Origin of the sequence: Enterobacter sp. 148H3 (genome assembly GCF_034107425.1) — a bacterium.
GTDB classification, from domain to species: Bacteria; Pseudomonadota; Gammaproteobacteria; order Enterobacterales; family Enterobacteriaceae; genus Enterobacter; species Enterobacter vonholyi.
In genome coordinates, this window is record NZ_JAWNEI010000003.1 from 1 (window position 1) to 21244 (window position 21244).

The 21244-nt window shown below is 53.8% G+C and carries 23 protein-coding genes; 16 read left to right on the forward strand and 7 right to left on the reverse strand.

What is annotated here, in order from left to right; all coding sequences use genetic code 11:
- The first annotated feature begins 238 nt into the window (after window positions 1–238).
- From USH94_RS04525 to USH94_RS04550, 6 genes are all read left to right on the forward strand, one after another.
- On the forward strand, window positions 239–586 hold the full coding sequence (locus USH94_RS04525) for a DUF1294 domain-containing protein (RefSeq protein WP_111963687.1): 348 nt from the start codon (window positions 239–241) through the stop codon (window positions 584–586).
- 100 nt (window positions 587–686) lie between these two features.
- On the forward strand, window positions 687–1136 hold the full coding sequence (locus USH94_RS04530) for a hypothetical protein (protein ID WP_111963686.1): 450 nt from the start codon (window positions 687–689) through the stop codon (window positions 1134–1136).
- Window positions 1137–1395: 259 nt separating this feature from the next.
- On the forward strand, window positions 1396–2427 hold the full coding sequence (locus USH94_RS04535; protein WP_111963685.1) for a methyltransferase: 1032 nt from the start codon (window positions 1396–1398) through the stop codon (window positions 2425–2427).
- A 90-nt stretch (window positions 2428–2517) separates the two neighbouring features.
- On the forward strand, window positions 2518–2715 hold the full coding sequence (locus tag USH94_RS04540; protein ID WP_023312007.1) for a hypothetical protein: 198 nt from the start codon (window positions 2518–2520) through the stop codon (window positions 2713–2715).
- A gap of 3 nt (window positions 2716–2718) precedes the next feature.
- A complete protein-coding gene (locus USH94_RS04545; protein WP_111963684.1) occupies window positions 2719–3141 on the forward strand; it encodes a GFA family protein in 423 nt (140 codons plus the stop codon).
- Window positions 3142–3209: 68 nt separating this feature from the next.
- Complete coding sequence (locus tag USH94_RS04550; RefSeq protein ID WP_223239581.1) at window positions 3210–3287, forward strand: hypothetical protein; 78 nt, start codon at window positions 3210–3212, stop codon at window positions 3285–3287.
- A gap of 62 nt (window positions 3288–3349) precedes the next feature.
- Here USH94_RS04550 and USH94_RS04555 read toward each other — a convergent pair whose 3' ends face one another.
- From USH94_RS04555 to nifJ, 3 genes are all read right to left on the reverse strand, one after another.
- Complete coding sequence (locus USH94_RS04555) at window positions 3350–3475, reverse strand: hypothetical protein (RefSeq protein WP_258525023.1); 126 nt, start codon at window positions 3473–3475, stop codon at window positions 3350–3352.
- 147 nt (window positions 3476–3622) lie between these two features.
- Complete coding sequence (ompC, locus tag USH94_RS04560; RefSeq protein WP_111963683.1) at window positions 3623–4732, reverse strand: porin OmpC; 1110 nt, start codon at window positions 4730–4732, stop codon at window positions 3623–3625.
- Between the two features lie 398 nt (window positions 4733–5130).
- Window positions 5131–8655 carry a pyruvate:ferredoxin (flavodoxin) oxidoreductase gene (gene nifJ, locus USH94_RS04565; protein WP_111963682.1) on the reverse strand — a complete coding sequence of 1175 codons (3525 nt, stop codon included), beginning with the start codon at window positions 8653–8655 and terminating at the stop codon, window positions 5131–5133.
- A gap of 271 nt (window positions 8656–8926) precedes the next feature.
- Here nifJ and USH94_RS04570 point away from each other — a divergent pair, with 271 nt between their 5' ends.
- Window positions 8927–9193, forward strand: coding sequence for a DUF333 domain-containing protein (locus tag USH94_RS04570; RefSeq protein ID WP_032658293.1), 267 nt, complete (start codon window positions 8927–8929; stop codon window positions 9191–9193).
- Here the strand turns inward: USH94_RS04570 and hslJ are convergent, their stop codons facing one another.
- The 4 genes from hslJ to USH94_RS04590 form a co-directional block, all read right to left on the reverse strand.
- Window positions 9194–9631: a heat shock protein HslJ gene (gene hslJ / locus USH94_RS04575; RefSeq protein ID WP_111963681.1), complete on the reverse strand. Its 438-nt coding sequence runs from the start codon at window positions 9629–9631 to the stop codon at window positions 9194–9196.
- Between the two features lie 124 nt (window positions 9632–9755).
- Window positions 9756–9884: a DUF2474 domain-containing protein gene (locus USH94_RS04580; RefSeq protein WP_008501283.1), complete on the reverse strand. Its 129-nt coding sequence runs from the start codon at window positions 9882–9884 to the stop codon at window positions 9756–9758.
- Window positions 9884–10894, reverse strand: a complete 1011-nt coding sequence (gene cydB, locus USH94_RS04585; protein WP_111963680.1) for a cytochrome d ubiquinol oxidase subunit II — start codon at window positions 10892–10894, stop codon at window positions 9884–9886. The genes USH94_RS04580 and cydB overlap by 1 nt, the downstream gene beginning before the upstream one ends.
- Window positions 10894–12294 (reverse strand): cytochrome ubiquinol oxidase subunit I, encoded by a 1401-nt coding sequence (locus USH94_RS04590; protein ID WP_111963679.1) that lies wholly within the window; start codon window positions 12292–12294, stop codon window positions 10894–10896. Before USH94_RS04590 ends, cydB begins: the two co-directional genes overlap by 1 nt.
- A gap of 392 nt (window positions 12295–12686) precedes the next feature.
- Between USH94_RS04590 and USH94_RS04595 the strand changes: the two genes are divergently transcribed.
- From USH94_RS04595 to USH94_RS04635, 9 genes are all read left to right on the forward strand, one after another.
- Window positions 12687–12875, forward strand: coding sequence for a hypothetical protein (locus USH94_RS04595; RefSeq protein WP_028013309.1), 189 nt, complete (start codon window positions 12687–12689; stop codon window positions 12873–12875).
- A gap of 82 nt (window positions 12876–12957) precedes the next feature.
- On the forward strand, window positions 12958–14367 hold the full coding sequence (locus tag USH94_RS04600; RefSeq protein WP_111963678.1) for a PLP-dependent aminotransferase family protein: 1410 nt from the start codon (window positions 12958–12960) through the stop codon (window positions 14365–14367).
- A 271-nt stretch (window positions 14368–14638) separates the two neighbouring features.
- Window positions 14639–15784, forward strand: coding sequence for a putative ABC transporter substrate-binding protein YdcS (ydcS, locus tag USH94_RS04605; protein WP_023344246.1), 1146 nt, complete (start codon window positions 14639–14641; stop codon window positions 15782–15784).
- 17 nt (window positions 15785–15801) lie between these two features.
- Complete coding sequence (locus USH94_RS04610) at window positions 15802–16815, forward strand: ABC transporter ATP-binding protein (protein WP_111963677.1); 1014 nt, start codon at window positions 15802–15804, stop codon at window positions 16813–16815.
- Between the two features lie 7 nt (window positions 16816–16822).
- Window positions 16823–17761: an ABC transporter permease gene (locus USH94_RS04615; protein ID WP_376708929.1), complete on the forward strand. Its 939-nt coding sequence runs from the start codon at window positions 16823–16825 to the stop codon at window positions 17759–17761.
- Entirely contained in the window at window positions 17751–18557 is an 807-nt protein-coding gene (locus USH94_RS04620; protein WP_111963675.1) for an ABC transporter permease, read from the forward strand. Before USH94_RS04615 ends, USH94_RS04620 begins: the two co-directional genes overlap by 11 nt.
- A gap of 24 nt (window positions 18558–18581) precedes the next feature.
- Window positions 18582–20006 carry an aminobutyraldehyde dehydrogenase gene (gene patD / locus USH94_RS04625; protein WP_111963674.1) on the forward strand — a complete coding sequence of 475 codons (1425 nt, stop codon included), beginning with the start codon at window positions 18582–18584 and terminating at the stop codon, window positions 20004–20006.
- 183 nt (window positions 20007–20189) lie between these two features.
- Window positions 20190–20363 carry a GhoT/OrtT family toxin gene (locus USH94_RS04630; protein WP_013096478.1) on the forward strand — a complete coding sequence of 58 codons (174 nt, stop codon included), beginning with the start codon at window positions 20190–20192 and terminating at the stop codon, window positions 20361–20363.
- 87 nt (window positions 20364–20450) lie between these two features.
- Window positions 20451–21206 carry an alpha/beta fold hydrolase gene (locus USH94_RS04635; RefSeq protein ID WP_111963673.1) on the forward strand — a complete coding sequence of 252 codons (756 nt, stop codon included), beginning with the start codon at window positions 20451–20453 and terminating at the stop codon, window positions 21204–21206.
- The last annotated feature ends 38 nt before the right edge of the window (window positions 21207–21244 follow it).

Genomic DNA, 21244 nt, shown 5'->3' on the forward strand with positions numbered 1-21244 from the left:
AAATAATGCTCTGGCGCTGTGTTTTCGAAGTAAGGCATTTCAGGTTAATTTTTTAAGAAAAAAATGCTAGCGGCCAAAGCATAATGAAATAATACTTACGTATTACCGCAGTATGAATATCAACCAGTAATGGCCAGAGTCTCAGTATGTTTTTAGAATAAACGTCACACTCTGAGATTTCCGTGATTTAGCGTATAATGCGTCATCCAAAACCGCTAAATCCCCAGTGGCTCGTGCTATGTCCCTTAATCGCTTTTGTTACTTACTACTGATGACCGCTGCGATCGGCAGCCTGCTTACTACCAATCCGCTGGTCACGTGGTTTCTGCTGATCAATCTGCTGACAATAGTCCTGTATGGCGCTGATAAAATGGCGGCGCGGGAGGGGATGCGCAGGGTGCCGGAAGCTACTTTGCTGGTATTTGGCGTAACAGGTGGCTGGCCTGGTGCCATTGTGGGGCAACAGCTCTTTCGCCATAAAACCCAAAAGCAGCCTTTCAAAAAGTACTTTTTCATCAGCGTCGTGGTCAGCATCGCCATGATGGCGGTGGTTTACCATTTATCTTCTTATTCTTCTTTGTATTAATCCCTCCGTTACTGCCAATAGTAGTAGGGCTTTTCTTAAGGGGTTGCTGTTTTTTGCACAATCTGAATAATACGTGCAACAACACGGACGACAACATCCCATGAAAATAGAATCTCTTATACTGGTTGTGCTGGTGGTCTTTTCTGCGCCTTCCTGGTCTGCTTTTCAGGAGCGGGAATATAATACCTGGTATATAAAAAATGCCGTCCTTTATGATATGACACAGACATCGGAAGGTTTCCCGGTCATGGTGAGTGTTTCTCAGCCAGGGAAGAAATCCGCTAACTTGCTGGTGTCATTTATTACTGAAGGCCGTTGTGGTGAAAACAACCAGCCGCTAAATGTGAATGGTAAGGAGCTGCCCGCAAAATATTATTGTGTTGAGGTGGGGCAAAATAGAATTGAACATTTTTCTGTGGTTGATGCGGACAGCGTCAATGGTATGGTGACGCATTTAAAATCAGATTTCACTATTCTGTTGCAAAACAATATCAAGGTTTGGGCTGCAAATATCAAAACGCCAAAGTATGGGCTGACGCCGAGATTCTAAATAGAGAATGCCTGTTTTGTTACAGGCTTTTTTTGGGTGTAAGATAATCATTTACAAAGTAATAGTTTCTACGCATTACTAATCAAAATGAAGAGTAAGTGGCCCTGTTTTTTTACGTGTTTAAATGTACTGTATGCAAACCAATACGAAACAGCATAACTAAACCTTGCTGAGATTATGGATAAAGCTCACTGCCAGACTTAGGCTTGTTAGCAACTTTTTAGTTGTTCAACACATCTTTATTGGTAAGGAGCAGAAAATGTCAAAACGTAATAGTCTGGATTTACTAAGCCGTAAAGAAGGAATGTGTTTGTTAGAGCAAAGTATGGGTTTTGTCTGGCAGGCAGCACTTCGGGCTGTCGCGGTATTAGGGGTCGCAGATCTTCTGGTTGATGGAAAAAAATCCGTGAATCAACTGGCGAAGGAGTTGAATGTCGACGTTGACTATCTTCATCGAATCATGCGCTTATTGTCCTCTCGTGGGGTTTTCAACGAATTATCTGACGCCGAATACAGCCTTAGCCAATCAGCACAATTCCTCTGTTCTGAGCATGAATTTTCCTTGCGTGCGGCAGTGCTCATGCTGACAGACCAGACATTCTGGCAGCCAGCGGCAAAAATGGATGAGATATTGCAAGGCAAACCTGTCTTTAATGAATTGTTTGGCAAGCCTTTTTACGAGTACTGGCAGCATGACGATAGTGGGGCTGACAGCAACATTTTTCATGCCGGTATGGCCTCTATGTCATCCGTAGAGAATGAAATCATTTCAGATAGCTATTCATTCCCTCAAAATGCTGTCGTTGCCGATATCGCCGGAGGGCTGGGTAATTTATTGCTGGCCGTTTTACGTCGAAACCCGACCCTGACGGGGATCCTTTTTGATCAAACAGACGTGCTTGAGCGGAATCGACTTTATCTGTTGAATGATCATCGCCGATGGGAGACCGTTGAGGGCAGTTTTTTTGAAGCCTGTCCTGTAGCAGACATTTATCTACTTAAATACATTTTAATGGACTGGCCTGATGAAAAGGCCATTCAGATACTTCAATGCTGCAGAAATGCTATGAAAGAAAACTCCAGGATATTAATTTTTGAACCACTTATTAAAAAAGAAAATAATGAACAGGGCCGATTTGAAATTGACCTTCTTTTGTTAACAAGCTTTGATGGAGGGCGGGCAAGAACAGAGTCTGAGTATCAGACCTTGTTTGAAAAGACTCGTCTGAAGCTAAACAAAATAATAGACACCCGTTCGTATCTGTCGATTTTAGAAGTCGTACCTGTTTGAACTGTTTAAATATTATTCACGGATCATGTGTCTGGCATTCCGTTTTACCATATTCCTGCTACCCTTGTTTGTTGTACCAGGAGCATGAATATGAAAAACAAAGATGAACAAACCGGATTAGTGGGGCTGGCGATTGGGGCCGCCGTTATTGGGCTGGTTTCAGCGCAAAAACCGATCCATCGCAACAGTATAGTGGATGAACTGGTCAGACTCGGCAGGCAAAAAGGCGATGGTGTAGAAGACGAGGTTTTCGTTAAAGCGGCCGAGCTCGTGAGAAAAGGGGTATAGCCCATGGCTGAAAGACGAAATGCGAAGTGCCACTGCGGCGCGGTGGCATTCACCGTTGAACTTACTGATGGCCTCAACACCGCGCGGCGCTGCAGCTGTTCCTTTTGTCGAATGCGAGGCGCTGTCGTCGTTTCTGCACCGCTGTCGGGGATTACGGTGACCAAAGGTGAGGATAAGCTCACCGAGTACCGCTTTAACACGGGAACGGCACGGCATTTCTTCTGCTCGGTGTGCGGGATCTACACGTTCCATCAGCGGCGTTCTAACCCAAACGAATATGGCGTGAATGTCGCCTGTTTTGAAAACGTTTCACCATTTGATTTTCCAGAGGTGAAGGTGATGGACGGGGTTAATCATCCCATGGATGGAGAAAGTGGCGTATTTGGCTATCTCACTTTTCGCGAGAAAGGTGAACAGCAGGCATGATTGCCGCCTGGCCACTCTTTAATCAGCCTGGCTATAGTGGAGAATGGTTATCTGATACAGGAGAAACTATGCTTTGTGTTGAAAAAGACGATCCGCGTGAGGCCCCTGAATCAGGCGATAAAAAGCCTCAACCTGTGAAAAAATAACGCGACCTATGCGTATATCCGCCACCGGCACTGCTGGTGGCTTTTTCTTTCCTGGTAAACGGTCAACTGCCATCCAGATGGTTTAACAGCGCGCCGAGATGCCCGACAATATCACCAAAATCAAAAATTAACGCCATCCACACCAATGCTAAAAGGGTAAGGACGGCAAGAGATACACGACCAAACAACGCTGTTATCCTTAATGACAAAAGGGCTATCTCCGTAGTCTAACCAGCTTTCTTTCAACTTTCCCTCAACCAATCCCTTTCTGACACTATCTCTTGTGACTTACTTCAAAAACAAGCGAGCCCGCACCATGATGCGGGCTCTGACAATCAGAACTGGTAAAACAGACCTAACGCTACGACGTCATCCGTGCCGATGCCGTTGTTTTTGTAGAAGCTGTCATCTTCATCCAGCAGGTTAATTTTGTAATCAACGTAGGTGGACATGTTTTTATTGAAGTAGTAGGTCGCGCCTACGTCAGCGTATTTAACCAGATCCCGATCGCACTGACCGTTGCCCAGGTCCTTACCTTTCGACTGCAGGTAGGAAAGGGACGGACGCAGGCCAAAGTCGAACTGGTACTGGGCGGTCACTTCAAAGTTCTGGGTTTTATTCGCTACGGAATTGGTTTTATCACCATACGGTGTCATATTAAGGGTTTCAGAGTACATTGCTGCCAGATAGATGTTATTGGCGTCATATTTCAGACCCGCAGTCCACGCATCCGCTTTGTCACCGCCCGCAGTGGTATTCATGACCTGCTCGTTGGTGCGGTCTGAAGAGGTGTACGCCGCACCTGCAGTAATGCCCATGCCGAAGTCATAGGTGGTAGAAATACCGAAGCCGTCGCCGTTCTCGTGACGCGTGTCGCGGCCGTTGTTGGTGCCTTCCTGGTTGTTGCTGGCATCTTCATTTTTGCCCTGATACTGCAGCGCAAAGTTCAGGCCCTGCACCAGACCGTAGAAGTCGGTGTTACGGTAGGTTGCCACACCGTTGGCGCGGCTGGTCATAAAGTTGTCGGCTTTAGAGTAGGAGTCTCCGCCGAACTCAGGCAGCATATCGGTCCAGCCTTCCACGTCGTACAGCACGCCGTAGTTACGACCGTAATCGAAGGAGCCGTAGTCACCCACCTTTACACCAGCGAAGGCCAGACGCGTCCAGGACTGATTATCAGACCCTTCCGTATTATTAGCCTGAATGTTGTATTCCCACTGCGCGTAGCCGGTCATCATATCGTTGATCTGCGTTTCACCCTTGAAGCCCAGACGCAGGTAGGTTTGATCGCCGTCAGCACCTTTATCGTCGGAGAAATAGTGCAGACCATCTACTTTTCCATACAGATCTAATTTGTTACCGTCTTTATTATAAATCTCTGCTGCATGAGTTGCGCCAGCCATTAACAGAGCCGGAATCATCAGGGCCAGTACTTTTCTTTGCATTGTGATATTCCTTTGCAGTTGTTTTTATTTAATTACCTTTTGAACTTTCAGAATGAGAAAGTTGTCTCATGCTAAATCACCCCTGTGGGAGAGTAATAAAATATAATTGTTACGAAATAAGTTAAATCTAAACCGAATAAATCAGCGGAAATGATCATTGGTCGGATGAATGATTTAAAAGTGAGTATATTAAATAGCAATTATTAATTGGTCATTAATTACTGTTTTCTTGATGGTGTTATACGTATTTATATGCTTTTAAGATGATTGAATCATAATTAACATGAATGCTATTAAGCAAACAAAATAGATATCCATTGATTATCTGGATTCGCCCGGTGTGAATGCGCCGGGCTTTTTTATGGCAAAAATATGCCCGGACAAGCCGGGCAGAGGTACTAGTCGCTGGTCGGTTTTTCGGCTTTACCCGCCATTTGCGCCAGGAAGTCATAACGTTTTTGCAGATCGGCCGCGGCATCTTTCCAGAGCTGTTCGGCCACTTCCGGCTGCTGCGCGTTAAGGCGACGGAAGCGCTGTTCCTGCATTAAGGTCTCAGCCAGGGCATCTGACGGCGGACGCGAATCCAGCGCCAGCGGTAATTTACCCTCATCAGCACGACGCGGGTCGAACCGGTACAGCGGCCAGAAGCCCGTCGCGGTCAGCTGACGCATCTGGTCGTGGCTGAGCGCCAGATCGTAGCCATGCTCTTCGCAAGGGCTGTATGCAATGATCAGCGATGGGCCAGGATACGCTTCGGCTTCCTGAATCGCTTTTACCGTCTGGTTAAGCTGGGCACCCAGCGAGATTTGCGCGACGTAAACGTGACCATACATCATCATGCTTACACCGAGATCTTTGCGCGCCTTGCGTTTGCCGTGTTCGCCGAATTTCGTCACAGCGCCTAACGGCGTAGCTTTCGATGCCTGACCGCCGGTGTTGGAATAACACTGCGTATCCAGAACCAGGATATTGACGTTTTCGGTCAGGCTCAGCACGTGATCCAGCCCGCCAAAGCCGATGTCGTAAGCCCAGCCGTCACCGCCAATCAGCCAGATCGATTTTTCGACCAGCGCGTCCGCGTCGGTCAGCAACTGCTCAGCTCCCGCCACGCCCTGAAGCGCCTGACGCAGCTCGGCGACTTGCTCACGACGTTCTTCTGGCGTTGCATCCGCATGAAGCGCGTCATTGAGCCCGGCAGGAAGCTGCCCGGCAAACTGCTCCAGCAGGCGCATCACGCGTGCGCGGTGCTGATCAACGGTCAGGCGGAAGCCCAGACCAAATTCGGCGTTGTCCTCGAACAGCGAGTTTGCCCATGCCGGACCGCGACCGTTGGCATCGGTGGTGTAGGGCGTGGAGGGCAGGTTACCGCCATAAATAGACGAACAGCCGGTTGCGTTGGCAATCAGCATCCTGTCACCGTACAGCTGGGTAAGCAGCTTGATATACGGCGTTTCACCGCAGCCTGAACAGGCGCCGGAGTATTCAAACAGCGGCGTGATCAGCTGCGAAGTGCGAATATCAATACGTTCCAGTTTGCTGCGATCGATTTCCGGCAGATTCAGGAAGAAGTCGTAATTAATTTTCTCCTCTTCAACGTGCTCCAGACGCGACATCATATTGATGGCTTTGATCTCCGGATCCTGCCTGTCTTTCGCCGGACAGACCTCGACGCAAAGGTTACAGCCGGTGCAATCTTCCGGCGCGACCTGCAGAACGTATTTCTGACCGCGCATATCGCGGGATTTCACATCCAGTGAATGCAGGCTGGCTGGGGCGGATTCCATTTCTTCCGGTGAAACCACTTTGGCACGAATGGCCGAGTGCGGGCATGCCGCTACGCAGTGGTTGCACTGGGTACACAGTTCTTCTTTCCAGATAGGGATCGCTTCGGCGATGTTACGTTTTTCCCAGCGCGTGGTGCCCATCGGCCAGGTGCCATCCGGCGGCAGCGCAGAGACGGGCAGGGCATCACCCAGACCGGCCAGCATCGCCGCCGTCACGGTCTTAACGAAATCAGGCGCCGCATCGGACACCACCGGAGGGCGGTTCGGGCTTTCGGCATTGACCGGCTGCAGCGGTACCTCATACAGCGACTCGCGCGCCAGCGCCAGCGCCTGCCAGTTACGCTCGACTAATTCCTGTCCTTTGCTGCTGTAGCTTTTGGCAATCGCGCCCTGCAGTTCCGCCAGCGCGCTGTCGCCCGGCAGAATATTGGTCAGATGGAAGAAGGCCATCTGCATAACGGTATTGATGCGCGCGGCCAGGCCACATTCGCGGGCAATTTTTGCCGCATTAACCACAAATAAACGGGCTTTTTTCTGGTTCAGCACCGCCTGTACTTCCTGCGGCAGGCGAGACCAGACTTCATCCGCACTGTACGGCGTATTCAGGAGGAAAATACCGCCAGGCTTCAGGCGCTCGGCCATCTGGTATTTATCGATAAACTGCAGCTGGTGACAGCCAACAAAATCAGCCTGAGAAATAAGATACGCAGAGCGGATGGGCTGTTCGCTCACCCGCAGGTGGGAAACGGTCAGGCCGCCTGCCTTTTTGGAGTCGTAAACGAAGTACCCCTGGGCATACCAGGGCGTGGAGTTACCGATGATTTTGATGTTGTTTTTTGTCGCGGAGACGCTGCCGTCGCTGCCCAGACCATAGAACAGCGCCTCAAGTTTGGCGGTCGAGGGCAGGGTATTTTCCGGCAACGACAGGGACAGATTCGTCACATCATCATAAATACCGACGGTAAAGCGCGGCTTGGGTTTCGCTTCACTGAGTTCGTTGAATACCGCCAGCACGCAGTCCGGCCCAAATTCCTTGGACGATAACCCATAGCGACCTCCGATCACGCGCGGCAGCGTTTCACGTTCGCCCTGATTAAAGGCTTCTGCCAGGGCCGTCATCACATCCAGATACAGCGGTTCTGCCTGCGCGCCCGGCTCCTTGGTACGGTCGAGCACCGCCACAGCGCGCGCGCTTTCAGGCAGAGCCGAAAGCAGATGTTTGGCCGAGAACGGGCGATAGAGCCGCACCTTAAGCACGCCAACTTTTTCGCCGCGCGTCAGCAGTTCATCAACAACTTCCTCGCAGGTGCCAATGGCCGACCCCATCAGCACAATGACCCGTTCCGCCTGCGGATGGCCGTAGTACTCAAAAGGTTTATATTCCCGACCGGTCGCGGCGGCAAAGTCATTCATAGCCTGTTCAACATGGTCGTAAACCGCGTTGTACCACGGGTTCGTGGCCTCGCGGGACTGGAAATAGGTATCCGGGTTTGCCGATGTCCCGCGAATAACCGGGTGTTCCGGATTAAGGGCCCGGGCACGATGCGCGTCAATGTCCGCCTGCGGGAGCAGATTCAGGATTGTCTCGTCAGCCAGCGGGACGATTTTGTTAATTTCGTGAGAGGTTCGGAAACCATCAAAGAAGTGAATAAACGGCACGCGGCTTTTAAGCGTGGCGATATGTGAAATTAAGGCAAAGTCCTGGGCTTCCTGAACGCTGCTGGCGCACAGCATCGCGCAGCCGGTCTGGCGTACCGCCATCACGTCAGAGTGATCGCCAAAGATAGAGAGCGCGTGAGTGGCAACGGTACGCGCCGCAACGTGAAGAACGAAGGGGGTCAGTTGACCGGCGAGTTTGTACAGAGTAGGGATCATTAACAGCAATCCCTGAGATGAGGTAAACGACGTGGAAAGCGCGCCGGTTTGCAGCGCGCCGTGCACAGTGGCAATCGCACCGGCTTCTGACTGCATTTCAACCACTCTCGGGACATCGCCCCAGACGTTTTTTAACCCGTTACCCGCCCAGGCGTCCGCCTGCTCGGCCATGGTAGAACTTGGCGTAATCGGGTAGATGGCGATAACTTCACTGGTGCGAAACGCGACTGAGGCAACTGCACCATTACCGTCAATAGTTTGCATAGGACAACACCCTTACATTGCGCAAAAAATAGGGGTCTGTATTACGGCAACAAACCCTGAATATTATCTGTGTATTCTAGCAAACGGGGGATTTTACGATTTTCGCTTTTGTGTCCTTGGTATTCTCGCCATCAATGAGTAGATCAAACTTTTGGCGAAAAAATTGCGAGAAATTGTTTCCGGAGCGCATAAATACGCACTTTCGCTCTCGACGACATGGGCTGTGATGCCTATTATGCATAGGTTTCGCATCATTTATGGGGGAGAAAGCATGCGCTCAGCGTTTTTGGTAGGGTGTGCCGCATTATTGTTGTCGGCATGTAGCAGTGAACCCGTTCAGCAGGCAACGGCAGCCCACGTGGCGCCGGGAATGAAAGCGGCGATGTCCAGCTCTGGTCAGGCTAACTGCGCAATGATTGGCGGTTCGCTGTCTGTCGCTCGCCAGCTTGATGGTTCTGCTATTGGGATGTGCGCCTTGCCAAACGGCAAACGCTGTAGCGAACAGTCGCTTGCCGTTGGAAGCTGCGGTAACTACTGATTATTCTACACGCTTAAACATCAGCGTTTTATCGGCTGTCGCCAGCGTTAACTGGTCTTCAGTCAGGTCGACCTGCGCCCCTTTGCGCAGCATGTCGCCGATGGCCTGATCCAGCTCATTCAGCTGCTGTTCAGTACAGAGCTTGCGCGTCATCGCCAGCGTTTTAACCTTAAGCTCGCCTTCGGACAATTTCCCCTGTCCGTTGAAGCGGTTACACATCTGGCCGGAAACGCTGATGTTATTCACCAGGCTGATGTCTGGCAGCGCACTAAAACTGAGCTCAGGTTGCGTTGTCGAGGTCTTCACGGCCTTACCGTTCACGTTTTCCAGCACGAAGCGGTGATTCTGAAGTTGCTCCGGCTGAACGGAGGCTTTACCCGGGTTAACGCAGCCGGTAAGAACAAGACTGATAACACTTAACGCGATGAGCTTTTTCATTTTTCTTCTCAAACTATAAACACTGTGATTCTTTTTCCAGTGTAACGATACGCTGTCGCGCGTTAATGGGGTTTATCTGAAAGTGCGGGGGAACAGGGCAACGCAGCGGTTGCCCGGAATGATGTTAATGCGATTTAAACCCTGCAGCCGTCATCAGCATACGGAAGAGCATGCTGACAGCAGCCAACGCCAGTACGCTGCCGCCCCAGATAATGGCCAGCCACAGTAATCTTTTCCAGACCGGTTGTTGCATCAGTGATAACCCTCCCCATGCTGAACTTTGCCGCGAAATACGTAATAACTCCAGAAGGTGTAGACCAGAATAACGGGAATGATCAACAGCGCGCCGACCAGCATAAAGCCCTGGCTTTGCGCCGGTGCGGCGGCCTGCCACAGGGTGATCGACGGTGGAATAATATGCGGCCAGATGCTGATCCCAAGCCCGCTAAAGCCGAGGAATACCAGCCCCAATGTCAGAATAAACGGACGGCTATGGCTGGCGGGATTATTCAGGCAGCGCCACTGGTACAGGCTAAAAATCACCACCAGAGCAGGAACCGGCAGCAGATAAAACAGATTCGGCAGCGTAAACCAGCGCGCGGCGATGGCCGGTTGCGCCAGCGGCGTCCAGAGGCTAATGGCGGCAATAAACGCCAGCAGCACGATTAACAGCGTTTTAGATACCTCGCGCATCCGCTGCTGCAGCGCATTTTCGCTTTTCATCACCAGCCAGGTCGAGCCTAACAGCGCATAGGCCACCACCAGCCCGGCGCCACAAAACAGGTTAAACGCGGTAAACCAGTCAAAGGGGCCGCCGGTATAGGCCCGGTCGGTGACGGTAAAGCCGTTAATGACGGCGCCTACCGTCACGCCCTGGGTAAACGTCGCCAGAATTGAACCACCTATGAACGCCTTATCCCAGAAAGGACGGTGCGCCGGGGTGGCCTTAAAACGAAATTCAAATGCCACCCCGCGGAAAATAAGTCCGATCAGCATTAATGTCAGCGGAATGGTGAGGGCATCCACGATCACCGCGTAGGCAAGCGGGAATGCGCCGAACAGCGCAGCGCCGCCAAGCACCAGCCAGGTTTCATTTCCGTCCCAGACCGGCGCGACGCTGTTGACCATTACGTCGCGATCGTCGGCGTTCTGCGTGGCCGGGAACAGAATGCCAATTCCCAGATCAAAACCGTCCATGACGATATACATCAGCGTGGCGAAAACGATGATCACAAACCAGATAATGGAAAGATCAATACCCATTATGGCTGCTCCTTATGTTCAGTTGTGACGGCAGAAAGCGGGCGCGCCGGACGTCCGTCGGACTCGGTGGCGAAAGATTCATGCGGCTGCGGGCCTTTTCGGATGAGGCGCACCATATAGCTGTAACCCACGCCGAATACCGAGGTATAGACGACGAAGAAGGCCAGCAGGCTTACGCTCATGTGCAGGTCTCCGTGGGCAGAAACCGCATCCTTCGTTCGCTGGAGCCCATAGACCACCCACGGCTGGCGGCCCACTTCGGTGGTGATCCATCCGGCCAGAATGGCAATCAGCCCCGATGGCCCCATCAACAGCGCAAACCACAGGAAGGGGCGCGACGAATAAACGCGATTTTTATAGCGAAGCCAGAGTGCCGTTACCCCGAGAAGCAGCATCAGCATGCCCAGACCCGCCATAATGCGGAACGACCAGAAGACGATGGTGGAATTCGGGCGTTCTTCCTTTGGAAACTCTTTCAGCGCCGGAACCTGTTTATCCAGACTGTGCGTCAGGATGAGACTCCCCAGCGCCGGGATCTCCAGCCCAAAGCGGGTGCGCTCCTGCTCCATATCCGGCCAGCCAAACAGCAGCAGCGGGGTAGGCTCACCCGGCGGATTTTCCCAGTGTCCTTCAATCGCGGCAATCTTGGCGGGCTGGTGCTTTAAGGTGTTCAACCCGTGCATATCGCCAACCATGGCCTGGATGGGGGCGACGATCAGCGTCATCCACAGCGCCATCGAAAACATCGCCCGGATGGCGGGGGTATTATTCCCGCGCAGCAGATGCCATGCCGCGGATGCGCCCACAAACAGGGCGCTGCTCAGGAACGCGGCTATCGACATATGCAGCAGGCGGTAAGGGAAGGAGGGATTAAACACCACCGCGAACCAGTCCACCGGCACCACCTGACCGTTGACGATCTCATAGCCCTGCGGGGTCTGCATCCAGCTGTTTGAAGAGAGGATCCAGAAGGTAGAGATAATGGTCCCCAGCGCCACCATGCAGGTGGAGAAAAAGTGCAAACCCGGTCCGACCTTGTTCCAGCCGAACAGCATTACGCCGAGGAACCCGGCTTCGAGGAAGAAGGCGGTAAGCACTTCATAGGTCAGAAGCGGGCCGGTAATACTGCCCGCAAATTGCGAAAAGCCGCTCCAGTTGGTGCCAAACTGGTAGGCCATCACCAGCCCGGACACCACGCCCATGCCAAAGTTGACGGCAAAAATCTTCGACCAGAAATGGTACAGCGAGCGCCAGACCGGATTTTTTGTTTTCAGCCACAGCCCTTCGAGCACGGCAAGATAGCTTGCAAGACCGATGGTAATGGCCGGGAAAATAATGTGAAAGGATACGGTAAAGGCAAACTGTATCCGTGCAAGGTGAAACGCATCTAAACCAAACATGCACAGCCTCAATGTCAAACGGTGTGCTGTTATGGTATAGGGGCGAAGATCTGACTATCAGACTCAGAAAAGTGATTTTTAACCATAACAGTTGGCATAATACTCATGCTTTAGCCATCTGATATACTTCTCGAATGAGGAATAAAAACACTGTTTTTATGAATTTTACGCATAAAACTGCTTGCTTTGTCGTCAGCGCCGTGCGTTAATGGTCTTCTGGTTTTGAGTCCAAATAAATATCTGACGTAGTTTTATAAAGCAGTTCTCATCACGTTGTGCCTCTCCGCAGCCTCTCTTGGGTCTTTATCTACATTCCGATTCGTTTTGTTTAAAACCATTATGCCCAATCGGCCCATTAGTAATTTACGTTTTTACGTTTACAGGAGAATCCTATGACTTCTTATATCCATTTCCGCTGCCCATGCTGTCATGGCTCGCAGTACCGTACCTCAGTCTTTGATGTGTCTGAGAAAAACCCACTCGGCGCGAAATGCATCTTTTGCAAATCGTCGATGATAACGCTCGATCACCTGGCCGCTGCGCGTCAGGCGCAAAGCCACGTTACCGAGTACCGTAAGTAATTCATTTCCCGAACTATAACAGTTAGCTAAATCTTCTCTTTTTCTCCTGCTGATATACACTGTTAGTCACAAGGAGAATCTGATGAAAAAATACCAGCGTCTGGCGCAACAAATTATCTCGCAGATAGAGCTTGGCGTATGGCTGCCGGGCGATAAGCTGCCTTCTTTGCGAGAGCAGGTGGCGAGCAGCGGCATGAGTTTTATGACCGTTGGCCACGCGTATCAGATGCTGGAAAGTCAGGGGCGCATTGTCGCCAGACCGCAGTCGGGCTATTACGTTGCCTCGCGCCCGACCGCACATCAGCCTGCTCCGCCTGCCCAGGTGATGCGTGACGAAGTAGTGGATATTAACACCTACATCTTCGACGTCTTACAGGCTAGCCGCGACCCGTCCGTTGTCCCTTTTGCCTCCGCTTTTCCCGACCCACGGCTTTTCCCGCTGCAGCAGCTCAACCGATCGCTGGCGAACGTCAGCAAAACCGCGACGGCGATGAGCGTGATTGAGAACCTGCCGCCGGGTAACGTCGATCTCCGCCACGCCATTGCCCGCCGCTACGCGCAGCAGGGGATGAACATCTCCCCGGAAGAGATCGTGATCACCGCAGGCGCCCTTGAAGCGCTCAATCTCAGCCTGCAGGCGGTGACCGAGCCGGGCGACTGGGTGATAGTCGAAAATCCCTGTTTTTACGGCGCGCTGCAGGCCCTGGAACGCCTGAAGCTTAAAGCTTTGTCGATTGCGACGGACGTCCGCGAAGGGATTGACCTGAATGCCCTTGAACAGGCGCTGAAGGAGTATCCGGTTAAAGCCTGCTGGATAATGACCAACAGTCAGAACCCGCTTGGCTTCACGCTGAGCGCGGAGAAAAAAGCGCAGCTTGTCGCCCTGTTAACGCAGCACAACGTTCCTCTGATTGAAGACGACGTCTACAGCGAGCTCTATTTTGGGCGCGAAAAACCGCTTCCGGCGAAAGCATGGGATCGTCAGGATATGACGCTGCACTGCTCGTCCTTTTCAAAATGTCTGGTGGCCGGTTTTCGCATCGGCTGGGTTGCGGCAGGAAAACACGCGCGACGTATTCAGCAGCTGCAGCTGATGAGCACGCTCTCCACAAGCTCACCCGTGCAGCTGGCGCTGGTTGATTACCTGGCGACGAAACGCTACGACGCCCATCTGCGCCGCCTGCGGCGTACGCTCGCCGAGCGAAAGCAGCAGGCCTGGCAGTCCCTTTTGCGCCATATGCCTGCCGGCGTCAAAATCCATCATAACGACAGCGGTTACTTTTTATGGCTGGAGCTTCCGGCGCATCTGGACGCGGGGCTGCTGAGCGAAAAAGCCCTAAAGCATCACATCAGCATTGCCCCCGGAAAGATGTTTTCCACTTCTGACGCATGGACGCCGTTCTTCCGTTTTAATACGTCGTGGGCCTGGGGAGAGCGAGAAGAGCAGGCGGTCATTCAGTTAGGCAAATTAATTAGCACGATGCTGGAATAATCCTTTTTTCGTTTTTTAAATATTCATTTCTTATCCTGATGACGGCACTGTGAATATTTCGCGGTGCCCTGTCATAGGAAATCTGCATACCGTCTCTCGCGGCTAACTCCTTGTCTATAATCCAGTTAACGGGGAATGCGCCCTCGGTCACACCTTGATGAAATTTCCTTAAGCCGAACGGTGCGGCGCATTCGCGCGGTCTACGTTTAATAAGGGAGATATTTTTACGGCACGGCTGCCGCTAAATTTCATTGCGACAGGAGTAACCCTTATGAGCAAAAAATTTGCCCGCAGCAGCCTGTGCGCGCTCGGCATGACTATCATGACAGCGCAAGCCGCAGAACCACCAAAGGCCATCGGCGACGGGGAAGGTCGACTGGATATTATCGCCTGGCCGGGATACATCGAACGCGGACAGACGGATAAAAACTACGACTGGGTCACCCAGTTTGAAAAAGAGACCGGGTGTGCGGTCAACGTCAAAACGGCGGCCACGTCGGATGAAATGGTTAGCCTGATGGCGAAAGGGGGATATGACCTGGTCACCGCCTCAGGTGACGCTTCCCTGCGCCTGATCATGGGCAAACGCGTCCAGCCGATTAACCCCGATCTTATCCCCAACTGGAAAACCCTCGACGAACGGATTGTGAAAGGGGAATGGTTTAACGTCGGGGGTAAAGTCTACGGCACGCCGTACCAGTGGGGGCCAAACCTGCTGATGTACAACACCAAAACCTTCCCGACGCCGCCGGACAGCTGGAGCGTGGTCTTTACCAAACAGGATCTGCCGGACGGGAAAACCAATCAGGGACGCGTGCAGGCGTATGACGGCCCGATTTACATCGCGGATGCCGCGCTGTTCGTCAAGGCCACGCAGCCGCAGCTGGGTATTAAAGACCCGTACCAGCTCACCGAAGCACAGTATGCCGCCGTGCTTAAGGTGCTTCGCGACCAGCATGCTCTGATTCACCGCTACTGGCACGACACCACCGTCCAGATGAGCGACTTCAAAAACGAAGGCGTCGTGGCCTCCAGCGCCTGGCCGTATCAGGCGAATGCCCTGAAGGCCGAGAACCAGCCTATTGCAACCGTCTTTCCGAAAGAGGGGGTGACCGGCTGGGCGGATACCACCATGCTGCACGCTCAGGCAAAACACCCGATGTGCGCCTACAAGTGGATGAACTGGTCGCTGACGCCGAAAGTTCAGGGCGATCTGGCAGCATGGTTTGGCTCCCTGCCCGTGGTACCGGAAGGGTGTAAAGCCAGCACGCTGCTGGGCGATAAAGGCTGTGAAACAAACGGATATAACGAGTTCGACAAAATCATGTTCTGGAAAACCCCCATCGCAGAAGGCGGCAAGTTTGTCCCTTACAGCCGCTGGACGCAGGATTACATCGCCATCATGGGCGGTCGTTAATTGCCCGGGAGCAGAACATGACGTACGCAGTCGAGTTTAACAATGTTTCCCGTCTGTACGGCGACGTCCGGGCGGTGGATGGAGTCACCATTGCGATCCGCGACGGAGAGTTTTTCTCCATGCTGGGGCCTTCGGGCTCCGGCAAAACCACCTGCCTGCGTCTGGTAGCGGGTTTTGAACAGCTGTCAGGCGGGACGATTTCTATCTTCGGTAAAGAAGCGAGCGAACTGCCCCCCTGGGAGCGGGACGTGAACACCGTGTTTCAGGATTATGCGCTGTTCCCGCATATGTCGATCCTCGACAATGTCGCCTACGGGCTGATGGTCAAAGGCATCGACAAGAAAAAACGCCATGCGCAGGCCCGTGATGCCCTGGAAAAAGTGGGCCTGAGTTTTGCCGTTGCCCGCAAACCTTCGCAACTTTCCGGCGGCCAGCGGCAGCGTGTCGCCATCGCCCGCGCGCTGGTCAATGAGCCGCGCGTCCTGCTGCTGGACGAGCCCTTAGGTGCGCTCGATCTCAAACTGCGTGAACAGATGCAGTTCGAGCTGAAGAAACTTCAGCAGGAACTCGGTATTACCTTCATTTTTGTCACCCACGATCAGGGTGAAGCCCTTTCAATGTCAGACCGGGTGGCGGTGTTTAATAACGGGCGGATCGAGCAGGTGGATACCCCGCGCGATCTCTACATGCGTCCGCGCACGCCGTTTGTCGCGAGTTTTGTGGGCACTTCCAACGTCTTTGATGCAGGACTAGCGCACAAAATTTGCGGCATGGAAGGCAGCTATTCCCTGCGTCCGGAACATATCCGTCTTAACGAGGGCGGAGACGTTCAGGTTCAGGGCATCGTGCAGGCCGTTCAGTACCAGGGGGCGGCCACGCGGCTGGAGCTGAAGCTTGCCGATGGCGCCAAACTGCTGGTGAGCCAGGCCAATCTCAGTGAAACCTCGCCGCTGAGCGGCATTGCGCCGGGGCAGGCGGTGATGGCGTCGTGGTCACGCGAGGCGATGATTCGCCTGCATGAGGAGAGGTGAAATGTCTATGAGTGTCGCGCATCCTCCCGCCTCGCACGGCCGCTTCAGCCGAATGACGGCGCTGTTCTGGCGGAAACCGTCGCTCGGCCTGTTCCTGCTTCTGCTCGCGCCGCTCATGTGGTTTGGCATCGTCTATTTAGGATCGCTTCTGACCCTGCTGTGGCAAGGTTTCTACACCTTTGACGATTTCACCATGGCGGTCACGCCGGACCTGACCCTGGCGAACATTCAGGCGCTCTTCAACCCGGCAAACTATGACATCATCCTGCGAACCTTAACGATGGCGATTGCGGTGACTATTGCCAGCGCCATCCTCGCATTCCCGATGGCCTGGTACATGGCGCGATACACCCGCGGCAAGTGGAAAGCGTTTTTCTATATCGCTGTCATGCTGCCGATGTGGGCGAGCTACATCGTCAAAGCCTACGCCTGGACGCTGCTGCTGGCGAAGGACGGCGTGGCGCAATGGTTTCTCAACCATCTCGGGCTGGAGCCGATTCTGACCTCACTCCTGACGCTCCCGGCGATTGGCGGCAACACCTTGTCCACCTCGGGGCTGGGACGGTTTTTGGTCTTCGTTTACATCTGGCTGCCGTTTATGATCCTGCCCGTCCAGGCAGCGCTGGAACGCCTGCCGGCCTCGCTGCTGCAGGCCTCGGCCGACCTCGGCGCCCGCCCGCGCCAGACCTTTCGCTACGTCGTTCTGCCGCTGGCCATTCCGGGCATTGCGGCGGGATCAATTTTCACGTTCTCCCTGACGCTGGGGGATTTTATCGTTCCGCAGCTGGTGGGGCCGCCGGGCTACTTCATCGGTAACATGGTCTACTCCCAGCAGGGCGCAATTGGCAATATGCCGATGGCTGCCGCGTTCACGCTGGTTCCCATCGTGCTGATTTCTCTTTATCTGGCGTTCGTGAAACGTCTGGGAGCATTCGATGCACTCTGAACGCGCACCGCTGTTCCTCAAAGTGGCAGCGTGGGGAGGCGTCATCTTCCTGCACTTCCCGCTGCTGATTATCGCGACCTACGCCTTCAACACCGAAGACGCTGCCTTCAGCTTTCCGCCTCAGGGGCTTACGCTGAAGTGGTTTAGCGTGGCGGCGGGGCGCGGCGATATTATCGAATCCGTGACGTTGTCACTTCAAATTGCCGCGCTTTCCACCGTCATTGCCCTTGTGCTTGGCACGCTTGCTGCAGCGGCGCTGTGGCGAAGCGAGTTTTTTGGCAAGAATGCGATCTCTCTGCTGCTGCTGTTACCGATTGCGTTACCGGGGATCATCACCGGCCTGGCGCTGCTGACGGCCTTCAAAACGATCGACCTTGAGCCGGGCTTTTTCACCATCGTGGTGGGACACGCCACCTTTTGCGTGGTGGTGGTGTTTAACAACGTAATTGCCCGGTTCAGGCGCACCTCCTGGAGTCTGGTCGAAGCGTCGATGGATCTCGGGGCCGACGGATGGCAAACCTTCCGCTATGTGGTGCTGCCCAATCTGGGTTCAGCGCTGCTGGCCGGGGGTATGCTGGCGTTTGCCCTGTCGTTTGACGAGATAATCGTCACAACATTTACGGCGGGACACGAGCGCACGTTACCGCTGTGGTTGCTCAACCAGCTCGGGCGTCCGCGCGACGTGCCGGTCACCAACGTCGTGGCTCTGCTGGTGATGCTGGTGACAACTATCCCCATTCTGGGAGCCTGGTGGCTAACCCGCGACGGCGAAAACATTGCCGGCAGCGGGAAATAACAGTGAATTCAACAGGAAAATGCTATGCAAAAACATCTGCTGATAAACGGTGAACTGGTTGCCGGAGAGGGTGAGAAACAGCCGGTTTATAACCCGGCCACCGGAGAGGTGCTGCTGGAGATTGCTGAGGCGTCAGCGGCCCAGGTCGACGCGGCGGTTCAGGCGGCCGACCGTGCTTTTGTGGCGTGGGGACAAACGACGCCGAAAACCCGCGCCGAGAGCCTGCTGAAGCTGGCGGATGCGATTGAAGCCCACGGCGAGGAGTTTGCCCGGCTCGAATCCCTCAACTGCGGCAAGCCGCTGCACTGCGCTCTGGGTGATGAAATTCCGGCGGTGGTTGACGTTTTCCGTTTCTTTGCCGGGGCCGCCCGCTGCCTTAATGGGCTGGCCGCCGGAGAGTACCTTGACGGCCATACGTCGATGATCCGCCGCGACCCGGTGGGCGTGGTTGCCTCTATTGCACCATGGAACTACCCGCTGATGATGGCAGCCTGGAAACTGGCACCCGCGCTGGCGGCAGGGAACTGCGTGGTGATTAAGCCCTCTGAGATTACGCCCCTGACCGCGCTTAAGCTGGGAGAGCTGGCAAAAGATATCTTCCCGGCGGGCGTTCTTAACGTGCTGTTTGGTCGGGGCAAAACGGTCGGCGATCCGCTTACCGGACATGAAAAAGTCCGTATGGTCTCGCTGACCGGTTCAATTGCTACCGGGGAACATATCATCGGCCATACGGCGTCCTCCATTAAACGCACCCACATGGAGCTGGGCGGTAAAGCGCCGGTGATCGTGTTTGATGATGCCGACCTGGATGCGGTCGTCGAAGGGGTGAGGACGTTTGGCTTCTACAACGCCGGGCAGGACTGTACCGCCGCCTGTCGTATCTACGCGCAAAAGGGCATTTACGCCGCGCTGGTGGAAAAACTGGGTGCCGCGGTTGCGAGCCTGAAAATGGGCGCACCCGAGGACGAATCAACCGAGCTGGGGCCGCTGAGTTCGGCGGCACATTTATCCCGCGTGTGCAAAGCGGTGGATGAGGCCAAAGCCCTGAGCCACGTCAGCGTTGTGACCGGGGGCAGCAAAAAAGAGGGGGCGGGCTACTACTTCCAGCCAACCCTGCTGGCGGGGGCCAAACAGGAAGATGCCATTGTGCAGCGTGAGGTGTTTGGCCCGGTGGTGAGCGTCACCGAATTTGATGATGAGGCGCAGGTGTTGGCCTGGGCGAACGATTCGCAATATGGCCTGGCGTCTTCGGTCTGGACCAAAGACGTCGGCCGCGCCCATCGCCTGAGCGCGCTCCTGCAATATGGCTGCACTTGGGTGAATACCCATTTTATGCTGGTGAGCGAAATGCCGCACGGCGGCATGAAACTATCGGGCTACGGGAAGGATATGTCGGTCTACGGGCTTGAGGATTATACGGTCGTGCGGCATGTCATGATCAAACACTAATCCTCCCAGCCTGGCCGCATGCGCGGCCAGGCGTTCTCCTTGCCCGCCACACGTGTTACCAAAGATACTCAATTGTTATTAGCCATAATCTTTAAGTGGTTATTCTGTAACGAAAAAAACTTGATCTGTGTCAACATATGACGCATATTGCGTGCGGTTATTTTTTCGGCTCTGGTGTACAGAATGACGTTGTATCAAAAGATGTTGGTTTTTTACGCAATCATGGCTTCCATCTGCGCATTAATCACCTGGTTCCTTTCTAAAGATCGCAAACGTATCCGCCTGCTGAGCGCTTTCCTTGTGGGGTCAACCTGGCCAATGAGCTTTCCCGTTGCGCTGCTGGTCTCGCTTTTCTGAAGCACGCTTCCAGTTTTAAAAGATGAACATAGCATTCCTGATGAGGTGACTGTATAAATACACAGTGCATCATAAAAAGGAGTGCTTATGAACAGTTTTTACTCGCAGCAGGCCGGTTGTACCGTGCGCTGGCATGACCTGCCCGGCACCGGCGCTCCCGTGGTGTTTATTCACGGGCTGGGCTGCGCCTCTTCCTACGAATATCCCCGCGTCGTTCGTGACCCGCTGTTTGGCGCGCGCAGAGCGATTCTCATCGACTTGCCCGGCAGCGGCTATAGCGATAAGCCTCTGCACTACAGCTATAAAACCACTGACCAGGCCCACGTTGTCGCGGAACTGATTGACCATCTTGAGCTGGATTCCTTCTGGTTATACGGCCACAGCATGGGCGGCAGTATCGCTATCGAAACGGCGGGGCTGCTGGGGTCGCGCGTGAAGAGACTGATGGTGTCAGAGCCCAATTTCCACGCGGGTGGGGGCATGTTCAGCCGGACTATTGCAGCGCAAACCGAGCAACAGTTTCTGGAGCAGGGTTATGACGCCATGCTCAGCGTAGAAAAAACAGCGTGGGCCGGGTGCCTGCAGAATAATGCGCCGTATGCGGTCTGGCGGGGGGCATCGAGCCTGGTGGCGGGCGTTGAGCCCGAGTGGGAAGCGCAGTTCCTGTCACTCCCTTGCCCGGTAACGTTGATTTTCGGCGAGCTGTCTCTGCCGGATGACGATGTGGATAATCTGAAGCAAAAGGGCGTTGAGGTGAAAATTATCCCAGCGGCGGGGCACTCGATGTCGTGGGAAAATCCGTCTGCGCTGGCGCAGGCCTTAGCCGGATGTATGACGGAGTGATGAGCGCAAAAACTTCGCCCAGCGGCGCTACGCTTGCA

Coding starts and splice junctions, on each gene's coding strand:
- USH94_RS04590 (WP_111963679.1), bottom strand. CDS start 12,294: ATGTTTGGTTTAGATGCGTTTCACCTTGCACGGATACAGTTTGCCTTT.
- USH94_RS04525 (WP_111963687.1), top strand. CDS start 239: ATGTCCCTTAATCGCTTTTGTTACTTACTACTGATGACCGCTGCGATC.
- USH94_RS04595 (WP_028013309.1), top strand. CDS start 12,687: ATGACTTCTTATATCCATTTCCGCTGCCCATGCTGTCATGGCTCGCAG.
- USH94_RS04540 (WP_023312007.1), top strand. CDS start 2,518: ATGAAAAACAAAGATGAACAAACCGGATTAGTGGGGCTGGCGATTGGG.
- USH94_RS04635 (WP_111963673.1), top strand. CDS start 20,451: ATGAACAGTTTTTACTCGCAGCAGGCCGGTTGTACCGTGCGCTGGCAT.
- hslJ (WP_111963681.1), bottom strand. CDS start 9,631: ATGAAAAAGCTCATCGCGTTAAGTGTTATCAGTCTTGTTCTTACCGGC.
- cydB (WP_111963680.1), bottom strand. CDS start 10,894: ATGGGTATTGATCTTTCCATTATCTGGTTTGTGATCATCGTTTTCGCC.
- USH94_RS04615 (WP_376708929.1), top strand. CDS start 16,823: ATGAGTGTCGCGCATCCTCCCGCCTCGCACGGCCGCTTCAGCCGAATG.
- USH94_RS04570 (WP_032658293.1), top strand. CDS start 8,927: ATGCGCTCAGCGTTTTTGGTAGGGTGTGCCGCATTATTGTTGTCGGCA.
- USH94_RS04630 (WP_013096478.1), top strand. CDS start 20,190: ATGACGTTGTATCAAAAGATGTTGGTTTTTTACGCAATCATGGCTTCC.
- USH94_RS04550 (WP_223239581.1), top strand. CDS start 3,210: ATGCTTTGTGTTGAAAAAGACGATCCGCGTGAGGCCCCTGAATCAGGC.
- nifJ (WP_111963682.1), bottom strand. CDS start 8,655: ATGCAAACTATTGACGGTAATGGTGCAGTTGCCTCAGTCGCGTTTCGC.
- ydcS (WP_023344246.1), top strand. CDS start 14,639: ATGAGCAAAAAATTTGCCCGCAGCAGCCTGTGCGCGCTCGGCATGACT.
- USH94_RS04545 (WP_111963684.1), top strand. CDS start 2,719: ATGGCTGAAAGACGAAATGCGAAGTGCCACTGCGGCGCGGTGGCATTC.
- USH94_RS04530 (WP_111963686.1), top strand. CDS start 687: ATGAAAATAGAATCTCTTATACTGGTTGTGCTGGTGGTCTTTTCTGCG.
- USH94_RS04610 (WP_111963677.1), top strand. CDS start 15,802: ATGACGTACGCAGTCGAGTTTAACAATGTTTCCCGTCTGTACGGCGAC.
- USH94_RS04620 (WP_111963675.1), top strand. CDS start 17,751: ATGCACTCTGAACGCGCACCGCTGTTCCTCAAAGTGGCAGCGTGGGGA.
- USH94_RS04580 (WP_008501283.1), bottom strand. CDS start 9,884: ATGCAACAACCGGTCTGGAAAAGATTACTGTGGCTGGCCATTATCTGG.
- patD (WP_111963674.1), top strand. CDS start 18,582: ATGCAAAAACATCTGCTGATAAACGGTGAACTGGTTGCCGGAGAGGGT.
- USH94_RS04600 (WP_111963678.1), top strand. CDS start 12,958: ATGAAAAAATACCAGCGTCTGGCGCAACAAATTATCTCGCAGATAGAG.
- ompC (WP_111963683.1), bottom strand. CDS start 4,732: ATGCAAAGAAAAGTACTGGCCCTGATGATTCCGGCTCTGTTAATGGCT.
- USH94_RS04535 (WP_111963685.1), top strand. CDS start 1,396: ATGTCAAAACGTAATAGTCTGGATTTACTAAGCCGTAAAGAAGGAATG.